A 22,499-nucleotide genomic window follows, 5' to 3' on the forward strand; every position below is an offset into this window, starting at 1 on the left:
CTCATTCGCCCCGGAATTCAGGGGTGCGCTTCGCCTGGAAAGCCACCACGCCCTCCGCGAAATCCGCGCTGTTGGCCGCGATCCGCTGCGCATGAGCCTCCTGTTCCAAGGCGTCCGCCAGGTTCATGCTTTGCGAGCTGCGGACCATCTGGCGGATATGGCCGATCGCGATCGTGGGACCGTTGGCGAGGCGGTTGGCGATAGCCTTAGCCTCGTCCAGCACGCTCCCGTCCTCGACGCAGCGATTGACCAGGCCCCATTGTTCGGCCTGCTCGGCGGAAATCCGCTCTCCCAGAAGCATCGCTTCCATGGCGCGCGGAATGCCGATCATTCGCGGGAGCAGCCAGGTCGAGCCCCCATCGGGTACGAGGCCGATATTGACGAACGCCTGAAGGAAATAGGCTGACCGGGCGGCGATCACGAGATCGCCCAGCAGGGCGAGCGAGCACCCGATGCCCGCAGCCGCCCCGTTCACCGCCGTGACGACCGGTATCTCGAGCGAGGCAAGCGCCAGCATCGCCGGATTGTAATGCTCCTGCAGCGAACGGTAGGTGGCATCGCCCGGCTTCGTGTTGCCACCCATATCGCGCCCGCCCAGGTCGGCACCGGCGCAGAAACCACGCCCCGCGCCGGTGATGACGAGTGCGCGCCCGCCTTTGCCCGGAATCTCGCCCAAAGCATCGCGGAATTCGTCGATCGAAGCGGGCGTGACGGCGTTCATCCGGTCGGGTCGATTGAGCGTCAGCACGGCCAGCGCCCCATCGTATTCGACCCGTATCGTTTCGTAACCGCTCATGGATTTGCTCTCCCGTGCCAAGCTTCGGCCCATTCCATAGGTCCGCAAATGTGCGATTAGCAAATGCGGTCTGATGCGTCGCGGCTGGTCAATTGCTGTTGCAAGATGTTCCTATCGCATTGCTTCGCGAAGCTCGAACGATGCTTTGGCCGCGGTTCGATTTCGACTAGGTAGCAGGCGATATCGGCATATGCCTGGTGGGCGATGGGCTTCGAACAAGCGGCAATAGTTGTGATCCTGTGCGGTATGCTCCTCGCCTTCGCATGCGAGCGTTGGCGCGTAGAGACGGTGGCGCTCGTGGGCCTGGCTCTCGGCCTTATCAGCGGCGTGGTGCCTATCGGGTCCGTCTTTCAGGGCTTCTCCAGTCCGGCCGTGATAACCGTGGTGGAAATCCTTCTCGTCGTCTCGGTGCTGACGCGCAGCAGGGTGATAGACGATTTCGCGCGTCGATTGGCGGCGAGCGTTTCATCGGAAAGCGCGCTGCTGGCGGTGCTTTGCCTCTCGGCCGCGACGGTGTCCGTCTTCATGAACAATATCGGCGCGTTGGCGCTGATGTTTCCCGTGGCGCTTTCGCTCAGCCACCGGTTGGGTGTCGCGCCGGGACGCATCCTCATGGCCCTGTCGTTCTCGACCTTGCTGGGGGGGATGTGCTCGCTGACCGGCACGCCGGCCAACCTCGCCGTGAACCAGTGGCTGATGACGCAAACCGGCAGCGGCATGGGCTATTTCGAACTGGCGAAGGTCGGTTTACCGCTCGTGCTGGCAGGGGTCCTGTGGCTGGTCCTCGCCTCGCCGCGGCTGTTCGCCCGGTTTGGAAACGACGCCGGACCAGCTGACGGTCCGGGCTTGCAGCAGGTTCAACTTGCCCCGCGCATCGTGGCATCCGCGAGCGTGGTGGCGGGGGAGAGTATCCTCGCGATCGAGCAGCGCGCCGGGATCGTCATCCATGATGTATTGCGCGATGGAAAACACGTCTTCGCGCGTCGCGAAGCGATCCGGGTACAGGCGGGCGACAACCTGCTGGTCGAGGGAAGCCACGATGAGATCGAGGCGCTGGAAGAGCTCGGGCTTAATCGAGCGAAGGTTTTGGATGCCGACGAGATGATGATCGAGGGCGTGGTGATGCCCGAGAGCCTGATCGTGGGCTCGCGCGTTGAAGACCTGGTGGCGCTTTCGGGGGACGCCGTCGCGGTCGATGGCCTCGTCAGTCGACGCGGACGTGTCGAGGGGCGGTTCGAGGACCTGCAATTCTCCACCGGCGATGTCGTGAGCCTGTCCGGGCGCAGTGAAGACATTCGCACCCTCGCGCACGATGTCGGCTTCCTCCTGCTCTCGCCCCGTCGGCCGGGCGAACCGCCCCTGCGGCGCGGGTTCGGCGTCGGCCTCTTCACGGCGGGTGTGCTGGCGAGCGCGTTGGGCCTCGTGCCGGTAGAGATCGCGTTCGGCGGGGTGATCCTTGCCCTGCTCCTCGTCGGAGCGCTCGACCTGCGCCGGGCGCTTACCGAGATAAACTGGCGGATCGTCATCCTGCTCGCCTGCATGATTCCCCTCGGCATCGCGGTCGAGACAACCGGCGCGGCACGTATTCTGGCGGGAATCCTCGTTTCCGGGCTTCCCAGCGAGCAACCCGCCTTCATCATAGCGACAGTGCTGCTGTGCGGTGTAGCGATGACGCCGTTCATCGACAACGTGTCGACGGCGGTGATCCTCAGCCCCATCGCGGGCGAATTGTCGGTGCGGACCGGTACGCCGCTGGAGCCCCTGCTGATCGCGGTCGCCATCTCGGCGTCGATCGATTTCCTCACCCCGATCGGGCATCACAACAATGCGATCGTGATGGGCGTGGGGGGATACCGGTTCGGCGAATTCGCCAGGCTGGGTGCGCCGTTGACAGCGATCTGTCTGGTCCTGGCGGTCGTTATTCTGACGCTGATGGCCTAGGCGTTGTCATTTCCACAGAGATACGATAGGGAATTGGTATGATCTCGAACAAGGCCCGTTATGCGTTTCGTGCCCTCGTGGCGATCGCGGAAGCGCCCTCCGGCGAAGCGATGGCCAGTGCCGACATCGCCCGGCGCTACGCCATTCCGCATAAGTTCCTGGAGCAGATCCTGCTCGATCTGCGCAAGGCCGGCATTCTGGAGAGCCGTCGCGGGAAGAGCGGGGGCTACACCATGCTGCGTCCCGCGGATACCGTCACGTTTGGGGAAGTGCTGCGCATATTCGAGGGGCCATTGGCACCCCTGCCGTGCCTCTCTCGCCAGGCATACCGCCAGTGCGAAGATTGCGTGGACGAGCGCACCTGCCTCATCCGGCGCGAATTCGGACGCGCCTACGACGCCAGCCGCGCGGTGCTGGACAACCGCACGATCGGCGACGCGTTGAGCGAAGGCCAAAAACAGGGCGGTGAGATACGGTGGTCCGCATAAACCTAGTTGACCGATAGGGAATAAAGAGAATAGACGTTTGGACGTGTCGCGAAACGTGCGACTCGTCTGGAGCGGCTTTCCCTATGCGATCCTTTCGCCTTGCCACGATCCTTGCCATCGGGGCGGCCATCGCCGCCTGCACGCCCTCTTCGTCCGGAGACGCCGCCGTTGGCGACACCGGAAAGTCGGTCGAACTGCTGAACGTTTCCTACGACCCGACGCGCGAGTTGTACGAAGCGATCAACCCGAAGTTCAAAGATAGCTGGAAGAAGGCCACCGGGCAGGAGGTGACGATCAACATGAGCCATGGCGGTTCGGGCAAACAGGCCCGGGCCATCATCGACGGGCTCGATGCCGATGTCGCCACCCTGGCCCTGGCTTACGATCTGGACGAGATCGCGGGGCAGTCCGACGCGCTGTCGCCCGGATGGCAATCGCGCCTGCCGCAGAACAGCGCGCCCTACACCTCGACCATCGTGTTCCTGGTCCGGAAGGGCAATCCGAAGGGCATTCGCGACTGGGACGATCTGGTGAGGCCGGGTGTCGCCGTCATTACCCCCAATCCGAAGACCAGTGGCGGTGCCCGCTGGAACTTCCTCGCCGCATGGGCCTACGCCGCCAGGAAGTACGGAGGCGAGAAGGGCGCGCAGGAATTCGTCACCCGGCTGTTCCGGAACGTGCCGGTGCTCGACAGCGGCGCGCGGGGTGCGACCACGACCTTCTCCGAACGCGGGATCGGCGACGTGCTGCTTGCGTGGGAGAACGAGGCGTTCCTCGCGCAGAAGGAGCTGGGCAAGGACAAGTTCGAGATCGTCGTCCCGTCCGTTTCCATCCTGGCCGAACCGCCGGTCGCCGTGCTGGACGGCAACGCGAAGCGCCACGGTACCGAAAAGGTCGCGGAAGCCTATCTCAAGTTCCTCTACAGCCCGGAGGCGCAGGACATCATCGGCGCGAATTTCTACCGCCCGACCGGCGCAGCCGCGAAAGCGAAATACGCCAGCCAGTTTCCGCAGATCGACCTTGTGACTATCGATGGCGAATTCGGCGGCTGGCAGGCGGCGCAGAAGAAGTTCTTCGCCGACGGCGGTGTGTTCGACCGGATCTTCGAGCAGCGGCGCTGATGGCCTCGCTCGCCGCCCCGCTCCCCGGCCAGGACCTTGCGCGACGGCAGGAGCGGGACGTCGCGCCTGCCCCGAAGCGCGATCGGGCGCGCCGCGCGAGGAAGTCGATCATTCCCGGTTTCCGGCTGACGATGGGCTTTACCATCGGCTGGCTGTCGCTGATCGTGCTGATCCCGGTGTCGCTGATCTTCGTGCGTTCGGCGGGCATGGGCTGGGACGCGTTCGTCGAGGTGGCGTTCTCGCCGCGGGCGATTGCGGCCTACCGGGTCAGCTTCGGCACCGCGCTGGCCGCGGCATGTATCAACGGCGTGTTCGGCCTGCTGATCGCATGGGTGTTCACCCGCTACAGCTTTCCCGGCAAGCGCCTGTTCGACGCGCTGATCGACCTGCCGTTTGCCCTGCCGACGGCGGTCGCGGGCATCGCGCTGACGGCGATCTACGCGAACAATGGCTGGCTCGGCGAACCGCTCGCCCGATACGGCATCGAAGTCGCCTACAATCCCGTGGGCATCACCATCGCGCTGATCTTCATCGGGCTGCCGTTCATCGTCCGGTCGGTGGAGCCCGTGCTGGCGGACCTCGGTTCGGACGTGGAGGAAGCGGCGCTCTCGCTCGGCGCAAAGCCGTGGCAGGTGTTCGTACGCGTCATCTTCCCCGCGATCATGCCTGCCCTCCTGACCGGCTTCGCGCTGGCGCTGGCACGCGGCGTCGGGGAATACGGATCGGTCATCTTCATCGCGGGCAACATGCCCTTCAAGTCCGAGATCGCGCCGCTGCTGATCGTCACGCAGCTCGAACAGTACAATATCGACGGCGCGACCGCGATCGCCCTGGTGATGCTGGCCATCTCCTTCTCCATGCTCCTGCTCATTAACATGGTGCAGGCGTGGAGCCGCCACAGGATGAGCGTATGACAGCCCCCGCCGCCGCAGCCGCGCCCGCCACGCGCCTGACGCCGACCGCGCTCGGCCTCATCGCCCTCGCGCTCGGCTTCCTGTTCGTGTTCCTGCTGCTGCCGCTGCTGGTGGTGTTCGCCGAGGCGCTGTCGAAGGGCGTGCCGCCGCTGCTGGAGGCGCTGGCCGAGCCGGACGCGCTTTCCGCGATCGGGCTGACCCTGCTCGTCGCCGCCATCGCCGTGCCGCTGAACGTGGCGTTCGGGATCGCCGCGAGCTGGGCCATCGCCAAGTTCGACTTCCCGGGGCGCAGCGTGCTGCTGACCTTCATCGACCTGCCGTTCTCGGTCTCTCCGGTGGTGGCGGGCCTCGTCTATATCCTGCTGTTCGGAGTCCACGGCCTGCTCGGGCCGGTACTGCGCGAATACGACATCCAGATCATCTTCGCGGTCCCGGGTATCGTGCTGGCGACCGTGTTCGTGACCTTTCCCTTCGTCGCGCGCGAGCTGATCCCGCTGATGCAGGAGCAGGGGCGCGATGACGAGGAAGCGGCGCTGTCGCTGGGCGCGAGCGGTTTCCAGACCTTTCGCATGGTCACGTTGCCCAATATCCGCTGGGGGCTGCTCTACGGTGTGCTGCTGTGCAATGCGCGCGCGATGGGGGAGTTCGGCGCGGTGTCGGTCGTCTCCGGCCACCTGCGCGGGCTGACCAATACCATGCCGCTGCATGTCGAGATTCTCTACAACGAATACAATTTCGTCGCCGCCTTCGCGGTGGCCTCTCTGCTTGCCATGCTCGCGCTCGTCACGCTGGTCGTGAAGACCGGGCTCGAATGGCGGTTTTCCTATCTCGCGAAAGGATCGGGACATTGATCAGGCTTGATTCCGTCACCAAGCGCTTCGGCACGTTCGATGCGCTCAAGGCCATCGATCTGGAGGTACGCGACGGCGAATTCATGGCGCTGCTCGGGCCGTCAGGGTCGGGCAAGACGACGCTGTTGCGCCTTATCGCCGGGCTCGCCTTCCCCGATAGCGGACGGGTCCTGTTCGCCGACCGCGACGTAACCGCGATGCCCGTCGCGAAGCGCGAAGTGGGCTTCGTCTTCCAGCACTACGCGCTGTTCAAGCACATGACGGTCGCGGAAAATGTCGGCTTCGGCCTCTCCGTGCGGTCGCGCAGGACCCGGCCCGGCAAGACCGAGATACGCCGGCGCGCGCTCGACCTGCTCGAACTGGTCCAGCTCGGCAAGCTGGGCGACCGCTACCCGGCGCAGCTATCGGGGGGACAGCGGCAGCGGGTGGCGCTGGCACGGGCGCTGGCGGTCGAACCGCGCGTCCTGTTGCTGGACGAACCTTTCGGTGCGCTCGACGCCAAGGTGCGAAAGGGCCTGCGCCGCTGGTTGCGCCATCTGCACCAGGAAATGGGCCTGACCTCGATCTTCGTGACCCACGATCAGGAGGAGGCGCTCGAACTGGCCGACCGCGTGGTGGTGCTCGACCACGGGCGGATCGAGCAGGTGGGCACCCCGGAAGAAATCTACATGCAACCGGCCACGCCGTTCGTGTCGGACTTCGTCGGCGATACCAACAGCCTGCCGGTGACCCTCGGGGAGGGGATGGCATTCCTCGCCGGGAGGCCGGCGTTCGAGTGTCCGCATCTCGCCTTCGCGAAAGGCAAGGGTACCCTGACCTTCCGGCCCCACGACGTGGCGGCGGAAACGCCCGACCGCCCCGGCGTCGTCGCGATCGTCGGCACCGCCTATCGCAAGGGGGGCGTGTGGCGTGTCGAAGCGACGATGGACGGGGTGCAGACGCCGGTCGAGATCGACGTCGATGGCGCGCTACCGTGCCCGCAACAGGGCGATCGCCTGTGCGTGGCGATCACGCGCGCGCAGATATTCCCCGACCGGGTGCTCGCCGCCTGAACCCGTAGGACCTTTTCGAAAGGGAACGAACATGACTTACCGGCTCTGCCTGGTGAGCGCCCTTGCGCTCGCCTCGACTCCCGCCCTTGCGCAGAATGCGCCCGCCGGGGACACGGCCTGGACCTTGCAGGATGCGATCGGCGATCCCGACAATCTGGAGGTGTCGGGCAGCGCCCGCGTGCGCTACGAGGCCCTGCACAACCAGTTTCGCCCCGCGCTGGACCGGAACGACGACCTCGTCACCCTGCGCTTCACGCTCGCCGCCCGATACGATGCCGGGCCGGTGGAGGTTGGGGCGGAATTGCAGGATTCGCGCGCCTATTTCGGCGATACGGGCAGTTCGGTCGGCACCGGCGAGGTCAACGCGGTCGAGCTGATCCAGGCCTATCTCGCGGCCGATCTGGGTCAGCCGTTCGGCGCGGGCAGCGAAGCCAGGCTTACCGCGGGGCGGTTCACCATGGATCTCGGCTCGCGGCGGCTGGTCGGTCGCAACAATTTCCGCAACGCGACCAACGCCTTCACCGGCGTGCGCTTCGACGCGAAGGGCTCCGGCGGCAAGCTGACCGCATTCGTCACCATGCCGCAGCAACGCCTGCCCAGCGACAAAGCGTCCATCCTCGACAACGAGGTGGAGTGGGATCACGAGGGCACGGACCTGTTGTTCTGGGGTGCCTTCGGCAGCTTCTCCAAGCTTCTGGGCGGAGCCGACTTGGAAGCGTATTTCTACGGGTTGGACGAGGACGACCGCCCGGGCGTGGCGACCCGCGACCGGCGGCTCTACACGCCCGGTTTCCGGCTGGTGCGCGCGCCGGCGAAGGGGCAGGCGGATTGCGAACTGGAATACGCGCACCAGTTCGGCAGCATCAGCGACAGTACCGCGGTGAACGCGCCGCGGCGCGACGTTTCCGCCAATTTCGCCCATGCGGCCCTCGGCTATCGCTTCGCTGCCAAATGGCAGCCGCGCGTCGCCCTGGAATACGACTTTGCCAGCGGTGACGGGTCCGGGCGCGACTACGGTCGCTTCGACAGCCTCTATGGCCCGCGGCGCTCCGATTTCGGCCCGACCGGCATCTACGGCCCCCTGGGGCGAAGCAATATCCACGCGCCGGGGGTCCGCCTGGAAGCCGCGCCGAGCCGCCTGCTCGACGGCTTCGTCTCCTACCGGGCGCTATGGCTCGACAGCGCGAGCGACAGCTTCGCCAATACCGGGGTGCGCGATCCGTCCGGCCGGGCGGGGCGGTTCGCGGGGCATCAGGTCGAAGGCCGCGTACGCTACTGGTTCGTGAAGGATTTGCTGAGGCTCGATACCGGCGCGGCGGTGCTGTTCGACGGCCCCTTCCTGCGCGATGCGCCGAACGCGCCGCGCTCCGGCGATACGCTGTACGGCTATGTCGATCTCACCGCGACCTTCTAGCCTTCGGCGCGGGGCCTGCGAAGGAACGCCCTTCGTGGCGACCGAGTTATCTCCACTGTGCGGCCCGTTCGGGGCGCTTCGACCAATCGCAGTGGAGCACCCATGGACCTCGATCTCAAAGGCAAACGCGTCCTCGTCACGGGCGGCAATTCCGGGCTGGGCGCGGCGATCGCGATGGCGTTCGCGCAGGAAGGCGCGCGCGTCGCGATCAACTATCTGGTCGATCCCGAACAGACCGAGGCTCTGAAGGAGCGGATCGCCGGGTCGGGCGGGGAAGCGATCGGCCTGAAGGCGGACATCAGCGATCCGGCGGCGGTCGCCGCCATGTTCGCCGCGATCGACGAGGCCTGGGGCGGCATCGACGTGCTCGTCAACAACGCAGGTATCGATGGCCAGCACGCGCTTGGCTGGGAGATAGAGCCGGATGCCTGGAGCAAGGTGATCGACATCAACCTGAAAGGCACGTTCCTGTGCGCGCGCGAGGCGCTGAAGCGGATGACGGCGCAGAAATCGGGCGTGGTTCTCAACACCTCCAGCGTGCACGAGGTGGTCGCCTGGTCCGGCTACAGCGCCTATACCGCCAGCAAGGCGGGTGCCTCGATGATGGCGAAATCGCTGGCGCAGGAGGCGGCGCCGCACGGCGTGCGCGTCCTGTGCATCGCGCCCGGCGCGATCAGGACGCCGATCAACCGGGAGGTATGGGAAGATCCGCAAGGGTATGCCGACCTGCTGGAGAAAATCCCGCTCGGCCGCATCGGCGAACCCGAGGACATCGCGAAGATGGCCGTCTTCCTGGCCTCGGACGCGGCGAGCTACGTCACCGCGACGACGGTCTTCGTCGATGGCGGCATGACCGATTATCCATCCTTCGCCCATGGCGGATAGGTCGGGCATGATGCAGCGGATCGAGGATTACGGGCTGATCGGCAACATGCTGTCCGCCGCGCTGGTGGGTAAGGACGGATCGATCGACTGGCTCTGCCTGCCCCGCTTCGATTCCGCCGCATGCTTTGCCGCGCTGCTGGGTACGCCCGATAACGGCAGATGGAAGATCGCGCCGGTCGGGAAGGTACATGCGACGAGCCGGCGCTACCTGCACGATACCGCCATCCTCGAAACCCGGTTCGAGACCGATACGGGCGTGGTGACGCTGACCGATTTCATGCCGGTCAACGAGGGGGATCGGCACGTCGATCTGATCCGCATCGTGACCGGCGTGTCGGGCACGGTCGAGATGGACATGGAGTTCACCTTGCGGTTCGAGAACGGGCAGGCGATCCCGTGGGTGCGGCGCAAGGATTACGGGCTCAGCGCGATCGCCGGCCCCGATGCCGTCGAACTGCACGCCGATCTCGCGCTCGAAGGGCGCAACATGAAAACGTGCGCGCGTTTCACGGTGGCGGAGGGTGACAGCGTTCCGCTGACGATGTCGTATCATCCCTCCAACCAGCAGCCGCACTTCGTCGCCGATCGGCGCGAGGTGCTGGAGCGTACGGCGATCTGGTGGCGCGAATGGGTCAAGTCCGGCAGTTTCGACGACCAGCCGGATGCCTGGCGAGAGCCGGTGACACGCTCGCTCATCACGCTGAAGATGCTGATCTACGCACCGACGGGCGGGATCGTCGCGGCGCCGACCACATCTCTGCCGGAAGCGATCGGCGGAGAGCGCAACTGGGATTACCGCTATTGCTGGCTGCGGGATTCGGCGCTGACGCTTTATGCGTTGCTCAATTCCGGCTATCGCCAGGAGGCCGAGGACTGGCGGCAATGGTTGCTGCGCGCCGTGGCGGGCGCTCCGGACCAGCTCCAGATCATGTACGGGATCGCCGGCGAGCGCTGGCTGCCCGAATTCGAAGTGCCGTGGCTGGCCGGGTTCGAGAAGAGCGCGCCCGTCCGGATCGGCAACGCTGCCGCAGGGCAGATGCAGATCGACGTCTATGGCGAACTGATCGACACCCTCCACGCCGCGCGCGAGGCCGAACTGCAACCGCAGGACGAGGCCTGGCGGTTGCAGAAGGTGCTGCTCGATCACCTGGAAACCGTCTGGCAGACGCCCGATCGCGGGATCTGGGAAGTGCGGGGGCCCACACACGCCTTCACCCATTCGCGCATGATGGCGTGGGTCGCATTCGACCGCGCGGTTACCAGCGTGGAGCGTTATAAGCTGGAGGGACCTGTCGACCGGTGGCGCAAGCTACGCCAGGAAATCCACGACGACGTATGCGACAACGGGTTCGATGCGGACCTAAACAGCTTCGTGCAGTATTACGGCGGCAAGACCCTCGATGCGAGCCTGCTGCTGATGCCGCAACTGGGTTTCCTCCCCGCCGACGATCCGCGCGTGGCTGGCACGATCAAGGCGATCGAGCGCGAGCTGGTGCACGATGGGCTGGTCGCGCGTTATTCAACCGATGGAACGGACGACGGGGTCGGGGGACGGGAAGGGGCGTTTCTTGCGTGCAGCTTCTGGCTGGCGGATGCCTATGTCCTGGCCGGGCGGCACGAAGATGCGCGCGCGCTTTACGATCGGCTACTCGGTCTGCGTAACGATCTCGGTCTGCTTGCGGAGGAATACGATGCGGTCGCGGATCGCCTCCTCGGTAATTTCCCGCAGGCTTTCTCGCATATCGGCCTGATCAACACCGCGCATAACCTGATGGCTGCCAGCGGCCCCGCCTCTCAACGCGCGGACCAGGTCGCGCCGAAGAAGGCGGTCAAGGTTTGATGGCGAGCGGCTCCGCGCATGCGGAGGTCAAAACGCCGTCGGACCGCCTTTGCTCAGCGCCATCCGGTGTCGTCGAGCCCTCGACCCGGGTCGACAGAGGTTAGCAGGACGACCGCCCCTTCGGCCCCGTAGGCCCCTTTCAGCTGGACGATCGCAGCTACCAGAGTTTCGGTTTTCCCCCGGTTGGAAATGAATTCGGCGATCACCCGGCGCGCGCCGTTGCCGGCCATGGCTTCTTCGAGTTCGCTCTTGAACGCGACCCGTTTTTCGCGGCTGACGAGATCCACCAGCCTTGCGCCACGCAACCGTTCTTCCGGCACGCCCAGGAGATCGCAAAAGGGTTCGTCCACCCGATCGATCAGACCGCTCACGCCTACGCGAACGTAGCCGATAGCGTTGTGCACCGCCATCGCCTCTATGATAGCGGTCTTCACGTCTGCGAGACGGTGATGCTCGACTTCTTCGGTAATGTCGCGAAACATCAGCACGTTGCGTCCGTGGAGCGGGAACGTCTGCAACCGCATCCATCCATCCTTTCGCAGAGGCGATGGAATATCCGCCGATGTAGGCTCGTTCGCCTGGACGGTCCGCATCATGTTGACCTCGTACAGCGTTCCCTGAAGCTGCGGCAGGCAATCGTAGAGTTTTCGGCCGACGCATTGCGAAGCCGATATGCCGCAGGTCGCCGCGGCCATCCGGTTCATCGATACCACGCCGAGGTCGTCGTCGCAGATGATCACGGCTTCGTCGATCCATTCGGCCAGCTCGAACGGGTCGGCCCCGGCCCCCGCTGTGTCGGCCTGTTCGCTCAGCCCCATGAACTGGTTGATCCCGACCAGCGCATGGGTGATGCGGCCATGATTTGTCACGAAGACCGGTTTTACTAGCGCCTCGTCCCGCCATTTCGCAAAACATCGCACGAAATTGGCCGCCGGAACCCCGGTGCCTTCGGTCGCCTCTGGATCGGCGACCACCCGGAATTGCCTTGGCACTTCGCCAGCGCCTTGGCTGCGCTGATGCGGAATGCCGCCCTTGTATGCCACGTCTTCTACCCCTCTGACAGCACTTCTGCCGCTTGCAACGGGCTCTCCCCCAAGAACCAAGAGCCTCAAAAACAAGATAAAATTCTAAATGCTAAGATTTCCTTTCGCAGGCCAGGATATTGCGGATTTCGCGCAATTCCTCTTGCAAACAGGCTGCGTCGATTGGTCCGGAAAGCTGCCGGATGGTCGAAACTATGGCCTGATATCCCCCCGATAAGCCTGCATCTCGGCAGGATACGAGCGAGTCCAAGCGGCGGCTCATGGAGTAACGTATTTTATGTAATTTGTCTCGCGACAGTCCTTACCGGTCACTCAACCTGTCATCCATAGGCTCATAGCTCTCTTAGAAATACAAACATTGATCAATCTAATGGAGCGAGCTGTGAATCTAAGTAAAACAACCTATCTCCGTATCTCGCTGCTGGCGACCGCATCGGTCGTGATGGCGGGCGGTGCGCCCCCCCGGCTTACCGCGCCAGCGCAGGCCCAGGCCCTTCAGCCGGTGGTCGACGTCTGTACCGGCATCAGCCTCGATCCATCCGCGGTCACCGATATCGTCGGCGATGTCGCGGTGCCCACAGCGACCGCGGTGGAGAACCTCTACGGTGCGCTGTTGAACGTCTCCATCCTCGGCAACCCGATCCTCACTCTCGACGATGTCCAGATCGGTGCTGCGGATACCCTGGAAGGTTACGCAAATGGCGATCCGATCTCGCTGCGGGTGGCGGACACTAGCGGCTCGCTGCTCGCCCCCGGTGCCGACTGCAACCTGACGGCGGACGGCTATGCGCTGAACGAAGAGGCGGGTATCGCAATCGGCGGCAACCAGATCTCCGGATTGGGCGACGGGCAGGCGGCATCGGCCGGCGAGCTCGACGCGATCGCCTTCGGTAACAATGCCAGCACCGCCGTCGGGGCGACCGGGGCCATTGCCCTTGGCACAGATGCGAGCGCGACGGTCGCCAACAGCGTTGCGTTGGGCAACGGCTCGCTCGCCGATCGTGGCGCACTGGTCGACTACGTCGCACCGGGTCTGCCTGGCACCTACAGCTCGGTCGGATCGGTTTCGGTCGGCGCGCCGGGCAGCCTGCGCCAGATCACCAATGTCGCGCCGGGGACGCAAGCCACGGATGCGGCAACGGTGGGTCAGGTACAGGGCGCGGTCGACGCGCTCCAGGCGGCACTCGGCAATGGCGTCCAATATGATGGCCCGGCGCAGGCCAGCGTGACCCTCGCCGGTGCGCAAGGGACGACGGTCACCAACCTCGCGGATGGGACCGTGAGCGCGGATTCGACCGATGCGGTGAACGGCTCGCAACTTTTCGCGACCAATCAGCAGGTGGCAGCCAACGCCGACGGGATCGATGGACTGGATGGTCGCGTGACCGCGGCGGAGGGCGACATCGCCGATCTCGATGGCCGGGTCACCACGATCGATACGCGGGTGACGCAGAACACGACCGACATCGCCGACCTGCAAACGGCGGTCGACAATGTGCCGATCGGTTACGTCAGCAATGACGATCCTGCCGTCGCCAGTCCGGTTCCGACCAACCGGGCCGCGCTGATCGGTGCGGACCCTGGCACCGTTACGCTCAGCAATGTGGGGCCGGGCGCTCTCGCCGCAGGTTCTGCCGATGCGGTCAACGGCAGCCAGCTGTTCGCGACCAATCAGCAGGTCGACGCCAATACGGCGGGGATTCAGGCCAACGCCGATGCCATCGCCTCGCTCAGCGACGCGGGCAGCGGGAATGCGCTGGCGGTGCTCTACGACGATGCGACGCGAACCTCGCTGACGCTGGATGGCGCTGGCGGCACGACCGTCGGCAACGTCGCGGATGGCGAGCTGAGCGCCACCTCGGGCGAGGCGGTGAACGGATCGCAGCTGTTTGCCACCAACCAGGCGGTCGCAGCCAATAGCGATGCGATAGACGGCCTCGACGATCGCGTGACGGTCAATGAAGGCGACATCGCCAACCTCGATACTCGCGTGACCACGAACGAGGGGGACATTGCGAACCTGGATGGCCGCGTGACGGTGAACGAGGGGGACATTGCCAGTCTGGATGGGCGCGTTACGGTGAACGAAGGCGACATCTCTAATCTGGATGGGCGTGTGACCGTAAACGAAGGTGACATAGCTGACCTCGACACGCGGGTCGCCGTCAACGAGGGCGACATCGACAATCTCAACAGCTCGGTGACATCGATAGATGCGCGGGTAACCGACAATACGACCCAGCTCACATCGGTGCAGAACCAGCTCGCCAATGTCCCGCTCGGCTACGTGTCCGACACCGATCCGACCGTCGCCAGCACCACGCCGACGAACACAGCGGCGCTGATCGGGGCGGGCGATGCGCCGGTCAGGATGACCAATGTTGCCGATGGCGCGCTTGCGGCGGGGTCCACGGACGCCGTCAACGGATCGCAGCTCGCTGCGACAAACGACCGGGTGGCGAGCAATCGTGCCGATATCGACCAGAACACCGCGAATATCGCAGCGCTGAACAACAATATCGCGGGTAGCACCGTGGTCGCGGTGCAATATTCGGACCCCAACGATCCGACCATGAGCAATGGCGGCACGGTGACCAACGATGTCGCATTGGTCGGAGCGGACGCGACCGCGCCGGTGGCGCTCCACAATGTCGCTGCCGGAACCCGGGCGAACGACGCGGTGAACCTGGGCCAGGTGCAGAACGGCTTGGCCGCTGCAATGGCCGATGCCCGTGCCTATACCGACCTGCGCTTCGGCGATCTGCAGGCGGGCATCGCACAGCTCGACTTCGATCTGGAGGAGGCGCGTCGGGATGCCTCGGCAGGAACCGCCAGTGCCATGGCCGTCTCGGGAATCCCGCAGACGATCACCGCCGGACGCTCGATGGTGGGTACGGGCATCGCCCATTACGAAGGCGAGACGGCCTTCGCGCTCGGCATGTCCACCACCTTCAGCAAGGGTCGCGGCGTGGTGAAGGCCGGGGCGACGGTGGATACCCGCGGCAATAGCGGGTTCAGCGCCGGGGCCGGCTTCAGCTTCTGACCGATCTCCCCCCATCGGTCATACTGGGGACTGCGGCGCGCTGCGTCGCAGTCCTTTTTTAAGACCGGCGCAGGTCCGCGAAGGCCGATCGTGCCCTTTCGAGCGAGGCGCGAACGGGTTCGCGGCGTCTCGTGAGCGCTTCGTCCAGTTCGGAGGCGAGATCGCCCACCGCCGGTTCGCCGAACAGCGTCGCCGTGCCTGCCAGCATGTGCATCAGCGTCCGCAATTCTTCGAGTGATTCGTAATCCCCGTCCGACGGGTTGCGGCAACACAGCGCTAACTGGCCCAGCGCCTGTTCCTTGAAAGCCGCGTAGTGTGGACGCAGCGAGGCGATGGCATCGCCATTCTCGCCGTCCGTCGGCCGGTCGCTGTCGAGCATGCGTGGTCCCCGCCCGGCCAATCCGGGGTTCGACCTCCCATTATCGTTGGCACTCGTTAACATGTCCAAAGCACGACCACCGCCCTCCTTTGCTAGCGAAAGCGCAAACGCCAGTTGGCAAGGACGGTGTTGTCCCGCCCGTCAGGACGGCTTTCCAGCCCCAGACGCATGCTGGAGCGCGGACCCGCTCTTTCGTAGCCGAACATGATGCGCGGGGCGATTTCGCCCGAAAGATCGATCTCGCGCGTGCTGAAGCGGAGCGAACGGCTGGTGCGGTCGAAGCCCGACCCGACCGTAACCAGGCCGGTGCCGGATAGCGCCACGAGGGGTTGCGCCAGGCCGATGCGCATCCGCCCGCCGAGTACGTCACGGCTGAGATCGATCCCGAACCGGCCGGTGGTGATCGCGGTGGCATCGGTCACCACCGTCTCCGGTCCGAGCGCGAGCCGCGTGCTGCCGAGGCTCCCATGCGCCGCCAGCTCCCAGCTGCCGATGGAAATCTCGCTGGACAGCTGGGCGAAGATGGTTCGCGCCCCGTCGCCGAAGCGCAGTGAGCCGGACCCCGTTGGGGTCCCGAACAGCGTACCGCGTTCGGTCAGCATCCCGACCTCGAACACGGTCCGATCCTTGCCGAGCGAGGCGAGAAGTGCGGTGGCCTCGCCTTCGCCCGTCCTGTACGACCGCATCGAGGCACCGACCCGAAAGATCCCCAGCGGCCGGTGATAGGCCAGCCCGATCCCACTGCCCGGCATATAGGCATCGAGTGCATCGGCGCTCGCCGCCCGGCCGAACATCGTGGCATCGATATACCGCCCGTTCCGATAATCCGCGGTGACCGTGCCGCCGACGCTTCGCAGGGGAACGGCGATCCGCCCGTCCGTGATCCTGCTACCGATACGGGCCGAAAAATCGGACCGATTCCCGGCGAGGTAGCCGATCTGGACCCCTGCGCCTTCTAACCGAAAGGCGGCGTCACCGGCCTGGGTCATCGCGTCGAACCGGGGCCCCAGAACACCAGCGGACCCGCTCGCCGCGTGCCGCACAAAGCCGGAAAGGTCGGCCTGATAATCGCGCCCGAACGCATCGACCAGCGTGACATCGGAAATCGCGGCCGCCAGCGAACCATCCGCCCCGTCTCCGATCGCGGCAGGCAGGATCAACGAGGCAGAGCCGAGGGAACTGACGGTGGTACCGTTCGACAGGGTCGGATTGACCGGGGAAAGGGCGGCCTCCACGTCGATGAGACCGTGTCCGAAAACCGGATCCACGCCCGCTTCACCGATGTCGCGCGCGGTAGCGAGAATGACATTGCCGGCGTCGACGCCCGTCAGATGCGGCCATTTGTGCAGGATGAGTGCGGCCAGCCCGGACACTTGCGGCGCTGCGGCACTGGTCCCCGAAAAGCTGACGATATTGCCCGACACGTCGGTGGTGGCGCTGGTGCCTACGCCCGCCACGCACCTGTCCATGGCCGTGCCGCAACGGTTGGAATAGCTGGCCAGTTCGTAACCCGCGCCGTTCGGGTCGAGGGCGACCGCGAACAGCCACCCTTCCGCGTTTTCAGGGGTCAGGTCGATCGCGTCGTTGGGGTTCGCACCACCTGTGTTGCCGGCGGCATTGACGACAAGGCCGCCCACCTGCCGATACGCGTTGACGGCATCCTGCATTAGCCTGTTCGAGATATCCGGATTGGCCTTGGCGATCGAACGGTTGACGATCAACACGCCGTTTTCGCCGGCATAACGCAGCGCTTCGTGGCTGTTGAAGCCGACGGTGGATGTCCCCGTGTCGATATTCTCTACGTCGCTTCGCAACACCACGATGCTGGCACCGGGGGCGATACCCTGGATGCCGTTCCCGTTATTGCGTGCGGCAATGATCGAGGCGACCCGCGTGCCGTGGTCGGAATTGTCGCCGCCGAGGGACTCGTGAGGTGTGAGCACGCCGTCGTCGCGGATGCCTCCGAAATCCTTGCTCAGGTTGGAAATCTGCCCTTCGAGTTCGAAGGTTTCCTCCACCCCCTCGTCCAGAACCCCGACGAGAACGCCGCTTCCGTCCCAACCATTGTCCAGCGCATAGAGAGCGTTGATCAGCTCCGCGGCGAGATAGTTCTCGCGGTATTCGGCGTCATCCTCGGCGGAGCGCATCGCGACGTTGCCGGAGGGGCGAACGCCGGCTTCGGGCGGAGGCTCGTCCTCGGTCGGCGACGGGGCCGGGGTCGGGGTCGGAGCCGGAGCGGGTGCGGGTACGGTCGAAAAAGGTGGGGCGGCAATCGGGTCCGAAGCCATGGCTCCGGATGGGGGGGGAGGGGTAGATCCGATGCCGCCCCCAGTGCAGGCACCGAGCGAGAGACACATCGTCGTGCCGAACATGGTCGCCAGGGCACCGCCCCCCTTGCGAAGGGGTGTAATGCGGGGGCGAGCGTCGGAGAAGCGCACGGCCCTGGCAGCCAGACGGTTACTGGCAAATGGTCTTTCTTGACGTACCATGCAGCGTCGTTGGCATGGGGGCGGGTCCGGGAAACCTGCGAATCGGCGAATTCAACCCAAGGTATGAAAGAGTTAGCGGCATCTTAACCTTTGGCGGTGTTTGGTGGCGTTGAAGGCTGGGCCGTCATCGGGAGAGACGATTTGGGACGAATGCTGCGCTTCCTCCTGATCGCCGAAGATCATCCGCTTTGCTTTGCCGCCCTGAAGAGTGCCGCGCACGCGCGCGACAGCGCGATCCAGGTCGATGGCTGCGACACGCTGGAAGGTACGATTCACGATCTCGCGCAGCGGGACTACGCCGCGCTCGTGCTCGACCTCGGACTCAGGGACTCAGAAGGCGTCATCAACCTGAGGCGCGTGCGCGGTAGTTATCCGCGTCTGCCGATCCTGGTGATCAGCGCCACCGACGATGCGACGACCCGGATGCGCGTCCGATCTTTCGGCGCGCGAGGCTTCCTGTCGAAGAAGAGCAGCCTGGAGGAAATGGGCGAGGCCATCCTGCGCGTGATGGCCGGCGAAACATATTTCCCGACCGACGAAGACGCAGCGGGCGACGAAGACGATCTTCTTCACGCCCTCTCGCCGGCGCAGCTGCGAATTATGTCTGAACTGTGCAAAGGGAACTCGAACAACGTGATCGCGCATAATCTCGACCTGTCGGAGGCAACGGTCAAATCGCACCTGAGTTCGATATTCAAATCCCTGCGGGTCTCCAACCGGGCGCAAGCCATCCTGAAATACGGTGAGATGATCGGCCACGGTTAGCCGTGGCGCAAGCGGGCAAGCGCCCGAGCCTTGCCGGAGAAGCCTGAAACCCGGCAAAGCGATCCTGACACACTTCGTAACAATGCGTCCCTGTTGGCGAAACACTGGCGGATTAGGTGCCCGCGCTCTCGCCCAAGAGGAGTGCTTATGAATATCCTGATCGGCCTGCTGACACTGGGCAGCGCCACGACCGTGCCGGTTCCGCCCGTCGCGCACGCCGCCGTCGCAATGGCGCGCTGCCATCCATACAAACACAAGGTTCACGGCTGTGGTCGCAAAAGCGAATCCGCGGACAAGGAGAGGTTGGCGGAGCGCGATACCACCTGTCGCGAGCTCCCCGGCAAGCTGCGTCTGTGCGACACGCGCCCGAAATCCGACAAGCGGACGTCGCAGGAACAGCGCGCGGAGAACGAATCTCCAGCCGAAAACGATGGTTAAGTATCGGTCCGCAAATTCCCTTTTCGGTGGCCGCCAACGGTTCTAGATGGTTGGCACTCGAGCGTACCCATGCAGTTCAACGAACGAATCTACCATATCTCGCTCGTCGAGGACGATGGCGCTCTGCGCACATTGCTGACGCGGCATATCCGCCAGAGCGGATTTCCGATCCGCAGCTATGCGACCGCGGCGGAATTCCGCGCCTCGACGGAGCAGTACGATCTGGTCATTCTGGACGTGATGCTGCCGGGTACGAGCGGGCTCGACCTGTGCCGCTGGCTGCGCCAGCGAAGCGCGGTTCCGATCATCTTCATCAGCGCGCGGTCGAGCCATACCGACCGCATCGTCGGGCTGGAGCTCGGCGCGGACGACTATCTCGTAAAGCCGGTCGATCCGGGCGAGCTGGTCGCGCGCATCCGCTCGGTCCTGCGGCGGTACGAGCAGCCGGCGGGGGGCGAAACGCAGGATCACACCGCGATCGCGCGGTTCGACGGCTGGCAGATCGATCGGCGGCGGCGCGAGCTGTTCGCGCCCGATGGCGGGCGGGTATCCATCTCCGAAGCGGAATTCGATCTACTGAACGTGTTGGTGGACATGCCCCAGCGAGTGATCGGCCGGAACACGCTGCTGGAACACTCGCGCGACCGCATTGCCGGGCGCGATAGCGGCGACCGCAGCGTCGATGTGCTGGTCAGCCGCCTGCGGCGCAAGCTCGGGTCGGTCGAGGGCGGGCGCGATCTGATCCGCACCGTGCGCGGCGTGGGATATGTCTTTACCGGGCAAGTGGAACGGTGATCGGTCGCGGCCGGCTCTGGCCCAAGGGTTTCACCGGCCGCGTCACGCTTGTCCTCGTGCTGGCCGTGGCGGTGCAGTTCATTGCCGGCACGCTTCTGATCGGGGCGGGGGAAGCGCATATCCAGCGCCAGGGTCTGGGCAAGCGCATCGCCGAACAGCTCGTCACTGCGGAACGAGTGGTGACGGCGGTTGCGCCGCAGGATCGCGCGCCTTTGCTCGGCAGTCTGTCGACCATTCATTTGCAGATGCGGCTCGTGGAAGGGGCGCCGCAGATCGCGCCCGGGATCGCGCCCGATGCCGCCGAGATCGCCCGCTCGCTCGTGCGATGGGAGCCGGAGCTGGCCAAGAACGACTTGCGCCTCGCCATGGTCCGCAAATCTCCACTCGTCCTCGATCGCCATCTGGAAGGCGCGCTCCGGATCGCCCCCGATGTCTGGATCGCGTTCGAAACGAATGAGCCGGTGGCCGGCTGGACACCGCTGATCAGAACGTCGCTGACGGTCGGGATCGTGGCGCTGCTGGTCCTGGGGTCGGCGGCAGTGCTGGTTCGGACGTTGAGCGCCCCGCTTAGGCAATTGTCCTCGGACGCCAAACTTATCGGCACGACCGCGCGCATCCCGTTCGACGAGCAGGCCGGTCCGCTGGAATTGCGGCAGGTTTCCCACGCGCTCAATTTGATGCAGGACCGCATCGAGGCGGCAATGAACCAGCGCACGCAGGCCCTGATGGCGGTCGGCCACGATCTGCGTACGCCGCTGGCGCGGCTGCGGCTGCGGATCGGTGCGATCGCCGACGAGCAGGACCGGGCAGAGGCACGGTCCGACATCGAACAGATGACCGCGATGCTGCAGGAACTGCTCGAATATTTCGAAACCGGCGACCTGAAGCAGGATTACGAACCGACCGACCTGTCCAGCCTGTGCCAGACGATTGGGGAGAAATTCGCCGACCTGGGTTACGACGTGGATTATCGCGGCCCGGAACGGGCGGTGGTCGCGGCGCTGCACAATTCCCTGACCCGGGCGATCGAAAACCTGGTCGACAACGCCGTGAAGTTTGCCGGGCATGCCACGATAGAGCTCGAACTGACCGAAACGCACGCGGTGATCGCGGTGCAGGATGGCGGCCCCGGCATACCCTGGGCCGACATGAAGCGCGTGATGCAGCCGTTCGAAAGGCTCGATATCGCGCGTTCCGGGGGGCATCCCGGCATGGGGCTGGGTCTCAGCATCGTGCGTAACGTCGCGGAAGCGCATGGCGGAACATTCGAACTGTCGCGGGTGGAGCCGACCGGCCTGCGTGCGGCGCTGGTAATTCCGCAAAAACAGTCCCCGGAAATACTTTGAAACAAATCGAGCATCGCGCGGAAATGCGCGGGCGCGATTGTGCACTGCGACACGGGCTCCGGCCCGCTAACACAGGAGTGCACCATGAAAGAGTTGATGGAAGGCGTTACGCGGTTCCGCGAGCACATCTACAAGGAACATGAGCAGAAGCTTCAGGTCCTCGGACGCGAGGGGCAGAGCCCCAAGACGCTGATGATCAGCTGTTCCGACAGCCGCGTCGTTCCCGAACTGATCACCCAGTCGCTTCCGGGCGACCTCTTCGTGATCCGGAATGCGGGCAATATCGTGCCGCCCTGGCAGTCCATCAATGGCGGCGTGACGTCCACCATCGAATATGCGGTGGTCGGCCTTGGCGTCACGGACATCGTCATCTGTGGCCATGCCGATTGCGGCGCGATGAAGGCGCATTTCGCACCCGAAGGCGCGCTCGATGCGATGCCTTCGGTCAAGGCGTGGATCGGCCATTCGCGTGCCGCGCGCGACATCGTCCATGCCTGCTGCGCGGGTGCCGGGGATACGGAAAAGCTCGATCGCCTGGTGGAAGAAAACGTCACTCTTCAGCTGACGCATCTGCGCAGCCATCCGTCCGTCGCGGCGGCGCTCGCCTCCGGGAAAATCCGGCTGCACGGGTGGGTCTTCGACATCGAAAGCGGAACCATCCGAGCGTTCGACGGCAGGACCCGGCAGTTCGGACCGTTGTCCGATGGAGACACTCCGCCGATCGCGGAAGGCGGGTTGGATCGCGACACGCCTAAAAAGGCGGCCTGAATCCCCCCAAACTCAGGGCCGATGGGGTTGTTCGCAGGAGAACCCGCCGCATCGGCCCACCTTTTTTTTTCTATTTCTCGATGATTTCTGCCGGTCGGAAGGGCGCGACAATCCCCTGGTCAGCCATGTGC

At 64.9% G+C, this 22,499-nt stretch carries 19 protein-coding genes; 15 read left to right on the forward strand and 4 right to left on the reverse strand.

The annotated features are described in order from the left end of the window. Window position 1: 1 nt before the first annotated feature. Window positions 2-796 (reverse strand): enoyl-CoA hydratase-related protein, encoded by a 795-nt coding sequence (locus MKP08_RS06315; protein WP_241555361.1) that lies wholly within the window; start codon window positions 794-796, stop codon window positions 2-4. A 204-nt stretch (window positions 797-1,000) separates the two neighbouring features. Here MKP08_RS06315 and MKP08_RS06320 point away from each other — a divergent pair, with 204 nt between their 5' ends. From MKP08_RS06320 to MKP08_RS06360, 9 genes are all read left to right on the forward strand, one after another. Further along, the gene (locus tag MKP08_RS06320) at window positions 1,001-2,737 is read left to right on the forward strand and encodes an SLC13 family permease (protein WP_241555362.1); all 1,737 of its coding nucleotides are present in this window, start codon (window positions 1,001-1,003) and stop codon (window positions 2,735-2,737) included. A 38-nt stretch (window positions 2,738-2,775) separates the two neighbouring features. Then, window positions 2,776-3,225, forward strand: a complete 450-nt coding sequence (locus MKP08_RS06325) for an Rrf2 family transcriptional regulator (RefSeq protein ID WP_241555363.1) — start codon at window positions 2,776-2,778, stop codon at window positions 3,223-3,225. Window positions 3,226-3,308: 83 nt separating this feature from the next. Beyond that, window positions 3,309-4,346: a sulfate ABC transporter substrate-binding protein gene (locus MKP08_RS06330; protein WP_241555364.1), complete on the forward strand. Its 1,038-nt coding sequence runs from the start codon at window positions 3,309-3,311 to the stop codon at window positions 4,344-4,346. Beyond that, complete coding sequence (gene cysT, locus MKP08_RS06335; RefSeq protein WP_255750506.1) at window positions 4,346-5,260, forward strand: sulfate ABC transporter permease subunit CysT; 915 nt, start codon at window positions 4,346-4,348, stop codon at window positions 5,258-5,260. Before MKP08_RS06330 ends, cysT begins: the two co-directional genes overlap by 1 nt. Beyond that, window positions 5,257-6,111, forward strand: coding sequence for a sulfate ABC transporter permease subunit CysW (gene cysW / locus MKP08_RS06340; protein WP_241555365.1), 855 nt, complete (start codon window positions 5,257-5,259; stop codon window positions 6,109-6,111). The genes cysT and cysW overlap by 4 nt, the downstream gene beginning before the upstream one ends. Further along, window positions 6,108-7,163 carry a sulfate/molybdate ABC transporter ATP-binding protein gene (locus tag MKP08_RS06345; RefSeq protein WP_241555366.1) on the forward strand — a complete coding sequence of 352 codons (1,056 nt, stop codon included), beginning with the start codon at window positions 6,108-6,110 and terminating at the stop codon, window positions 7,161-7,163. The genes cysW and MKP08_RS06345 overlap by 4 nt, the downstream gene beginning before the upstream one ends. A gap of 31 nt (window positions 7,164-7,194) precedes the next feature. Beyond that, window positions 7,195-8,577 (forward strand): alginate export family protein, encoded by a 1,383-nt coding sequence (locus tag MKP08_RS06350; protein ID WP_241555367.1) that lies wholly within the window; start codon window positions 7,195-7,197, stop codon window positions 8,575-8,577. Window positions 8,578-8,679: 102 nt separating this feature from the next. Continuing rightward, complete coding sequence (locus MKP08_RS06355) at window positions 8,680-9,462, forward strand: glucose 1-dehydrogenase (protein WP_241555368.1); 783 nt, start codon at window positions 8,680-8,682, stop codon at window positions 9,460-9,462. Between the two features lie 7 nt (window positions 9,463-9,469). Further along, complete coding sequence (locus MKP08_RS06360) at window positions 9,470-11,302, forward strand: glycoside hydrolase family 15 protein (protein WP_241555369.1); 1,833 nt, start codon at window positions 9,470-9,472, stop codon at window positions 11,300-11,302. Between the two features lie 53 nt (window positions 11,303-11,355). Here MKP08_RS06360 and MKP08_RS06365 read toward each other — a convergent pair whose 3' ends face one another. Beyond that, window positions 11,356-12,345: a PAS domain-containing protein gene (locus tag MKP08_RS06365; RefSeq protein WP_241555370.1), complete on the reverse strand. Its 990-nt coding sequence runs from the start codon at window positions 12,343-12,345 to the stop codon at window positions 11,356-11,358. A 382-nt stretch (window positions 12,346-12,727) separates the two neighbouring features. On the opposite strand from MKP08_RS06365, the gene MKP08_RS06370 reads away from it, so the two are divergent. Next, window positions 12,728-15,388: a YadA-like family protein gene (locus MKP08_RS06370; RefSeq protein WP_241555371.1), complete on the forward strand. Its 2,661-nt coding sequence runs from the start codon at window positions 12,728-12,730 to the stop codon at window positions 15,386-15,388. 58 nt (window positions 15,389-15,446) lie between these two features. Here the strand turns inward: MKP08_RS06370 and MKP08_RS06375 are convergent, their stop codons facing one another. Beyond that, window positions 15,447-15,767: an Hpt domain-containing protein gene (locus MKP08_RS06375; protein WP_241555372.1), complete on the reverse strand. Its 321-nt coding sequence runs from the start codon at window positions 15,765-15,767 to the stop codon at window positions 15,447-15,449. 92 nt (window positions 15,768-15,859) lie between these two features. Next, window positions 15,860-18,055, reverse strand: a complete 2,196-nt coding sequence (locus tag MKP08_RS06380; protein ID WP_241555373.1) for a S8 family peptidase — start codon at window positions 18,053-18,055, stop codon at window positions 15,860-15,862. A gap of 351 nt (window positions 18,056-18,406) precedes the next feature. Between MKP08_RS06380 and MKP08_RS06385 the strand changes: the two genes are divergently transcribed. The 5 genes from MKP08_RS06385 (at window position 18,407) to MKP08_RS06405 (ending at window position 22,368) form a co-directional block, all read left to right on the forward strand. Next, window positions 18,407-19,021 (forward strand): response regulator transcription factor, encoded by a 615-nt coding sequence (locus MKP08_RS06385; RefSeq protein ID WP_241555374.1) that lies wholly within the window; start codon window positions 18,407-18,409, stop codon window positions 19,019-19,021. A gap of 147 nt (window positions 19,022-19,168) precedes the next feature. Further along, the gene (locus MKP08_RS06390; protein ID WP_241555375.1) at window positions 19,169-19,459 is read left to right on the forward strand and encodes a hypothetical protein; all 291 of its coding nucleotides are present in this window, start codon (window positions 19,169-19,171) and stop codon (window positions 19,457-19,459) included. A 69-nt stretch (window positions 19,460-19,528) separates the two neighbouring features. Next, window positions 19,529-20,254 (forward strand): response regulator transcription factor, encoded by a 726-nt coding sequence (locus tag MKP08_RS06395; RefSeq protein WP_241555376.1) that lies wholly within the window; start codon window positions 19,529-19,531, stop codon window positions 20,252-20,254. Beyond that, window positions 20,251-21,600, forward strand: a complete 1,350-nt coding sequence (locus tag MKP08_RS14400; RefSeq protein WP_241555377.1) for an ATP-binding protein — start codon at window positions 20,251-20,253, stop codon at window positions 21,598-21,600. Before MKP08_RS06395 ends, MKP08_RS14400 begins: the two co-directional genes overlap by 4 nt. An 84-nt stretch (window positions 21,601-21,684) precedes the next feature. Then, window positions 21,685-22,368 carry a carbonic anhydrase gene (locus MKP08_RS06405; RefSeq protein WP_241555378.1) on the forward strand — a complete coding sequence of 228 codons (684 nt, stop codon included), beginning with the start codon at window positions 21,685-21,687 and terminating at the stop codon, window positions 22,366-22,368. Window positions 22,369-22,499: the final 131 nt, after the last annotated feature.

Origin of the sequence: Erythrobacter sp. LQ02-29 (genome assembly GCF_022576075.2) — a bacterium.
In the GTDB taxonomy this organism is placed as follows: domain Bacteria; phylum Pseudomonadota; class Alphaproteobacteria; order Sphingomonadales; family Sphingomonadaceae; genus Alteriqipengyuania.

Excerpts from the sequence above, each read along its gene's own strand:
- MKP08_RS06315 (WP_241555361.1), bottom strand. The coding sequence starts at position 796 with ATGAGCGGTTACGAAACGATACGGGTCGAATACGATGGGGCGCTGGCC.
- MKP08_RS06320 (WP_241555362.1), top strand. The coding sequence starts at position 1,001 with ATGGGCTTCGAACAAGCGGCAATAGTTGTGATCCTGTGCGGTATGCTC.
- MKP08_RS06325 (WP_241555363.1), top strand. The coding sequence starts at position 2,776 with ATGATCTCGAACAAGGCCCGTTATGCGTTTCGTGCCCTCGTGGCGATC.
- MKP08_RS06330 (WP_241555364.1), top strand. The coding sequence starts at position 3,309 with ATGCGATCCTTTCGCCTTGCCACGATCCTTGCCATCGGGGCGGCCATC.
- cysT (WP_255750506.1), top strand. The coding sequence starts at position 4,346 with ATGGCCTCGCTCGCCGCCCCGCTCCCCGGCCAGGACCTTGCGCGACGG.
- cysW (WP_241555365.1), top strand. The coding sequence starts at position 5,257 with ATGACAGCCCCCGCCGCCGCAGCCGCGCCCGCCACGCGCCTGACGCCG.
- MKP08_RS06350 (WP_241555367.1), top strand. The coding sequence starts at position 7,195 with ATGACTTACCGGCTCTGCCTGGTGAGCGCCCTTGCGCTCGCCTCGACT.
- MKP08_RS06355 (WP_241555368.1), top strand. The coding sequence starts at position 8,680 with ATGGACCTCGATCTCAAAGGCAAACGCGTCCTCGTCACGGGCGGCAAT.
- MKP08_RS06360 (WP_241555369.1), top strand. The coding sequence starts at position 9,470 with ATGATGCAGCGGATCGAGGATTACGGGCTGATCGGCAACATGCTGTCC.
- MKP08_RS06375 (WP_241555372.1), bottom strand. The coding sequence starts at position 15,767 with ATGCTCGACAGCGACCGGCCGACGGACGGCGAGAATGGCGATGCCATC.
- MKP08_RS06380 (WP_241555373.1), bottom strand. The coding sequence starts at position 18,055 with ATGGCTTCGGACCCGATTGCCGCCCCACCTTTTTCGACCGTACCCGCA.
- MKP08_RS06385 (WP_241555374.1), top strand. The coding sequence starts at position 18,407 with ATGCTGCGCTTCCTCCTGATCGCCGAAGATCATCCGCTTTGCTTTGCC.
- MKP08_RS06390 (WP_241555375.1), top strand. The coding sequence starts at position 19,169 with ATGAATATCCTGATCGGCCTGCTGACACTGGGCAGCGCCACGACCGTG.
- MKP08_RS06395 (WP_241555376.1), top strand. The coding sequence starts at position 19,529 with ATGCAGTTCAACGAACGAATCTACCATATCTCGCTCGTCGAGGACGAT.
- MKP08_RS06405 (WP_241555378.1), top strand. The coding sequence starts at position 21,685 with ATGAAAGAGTTGATGGAAGGCGTTACGCGGTTCCGCGAGCACATCTAC.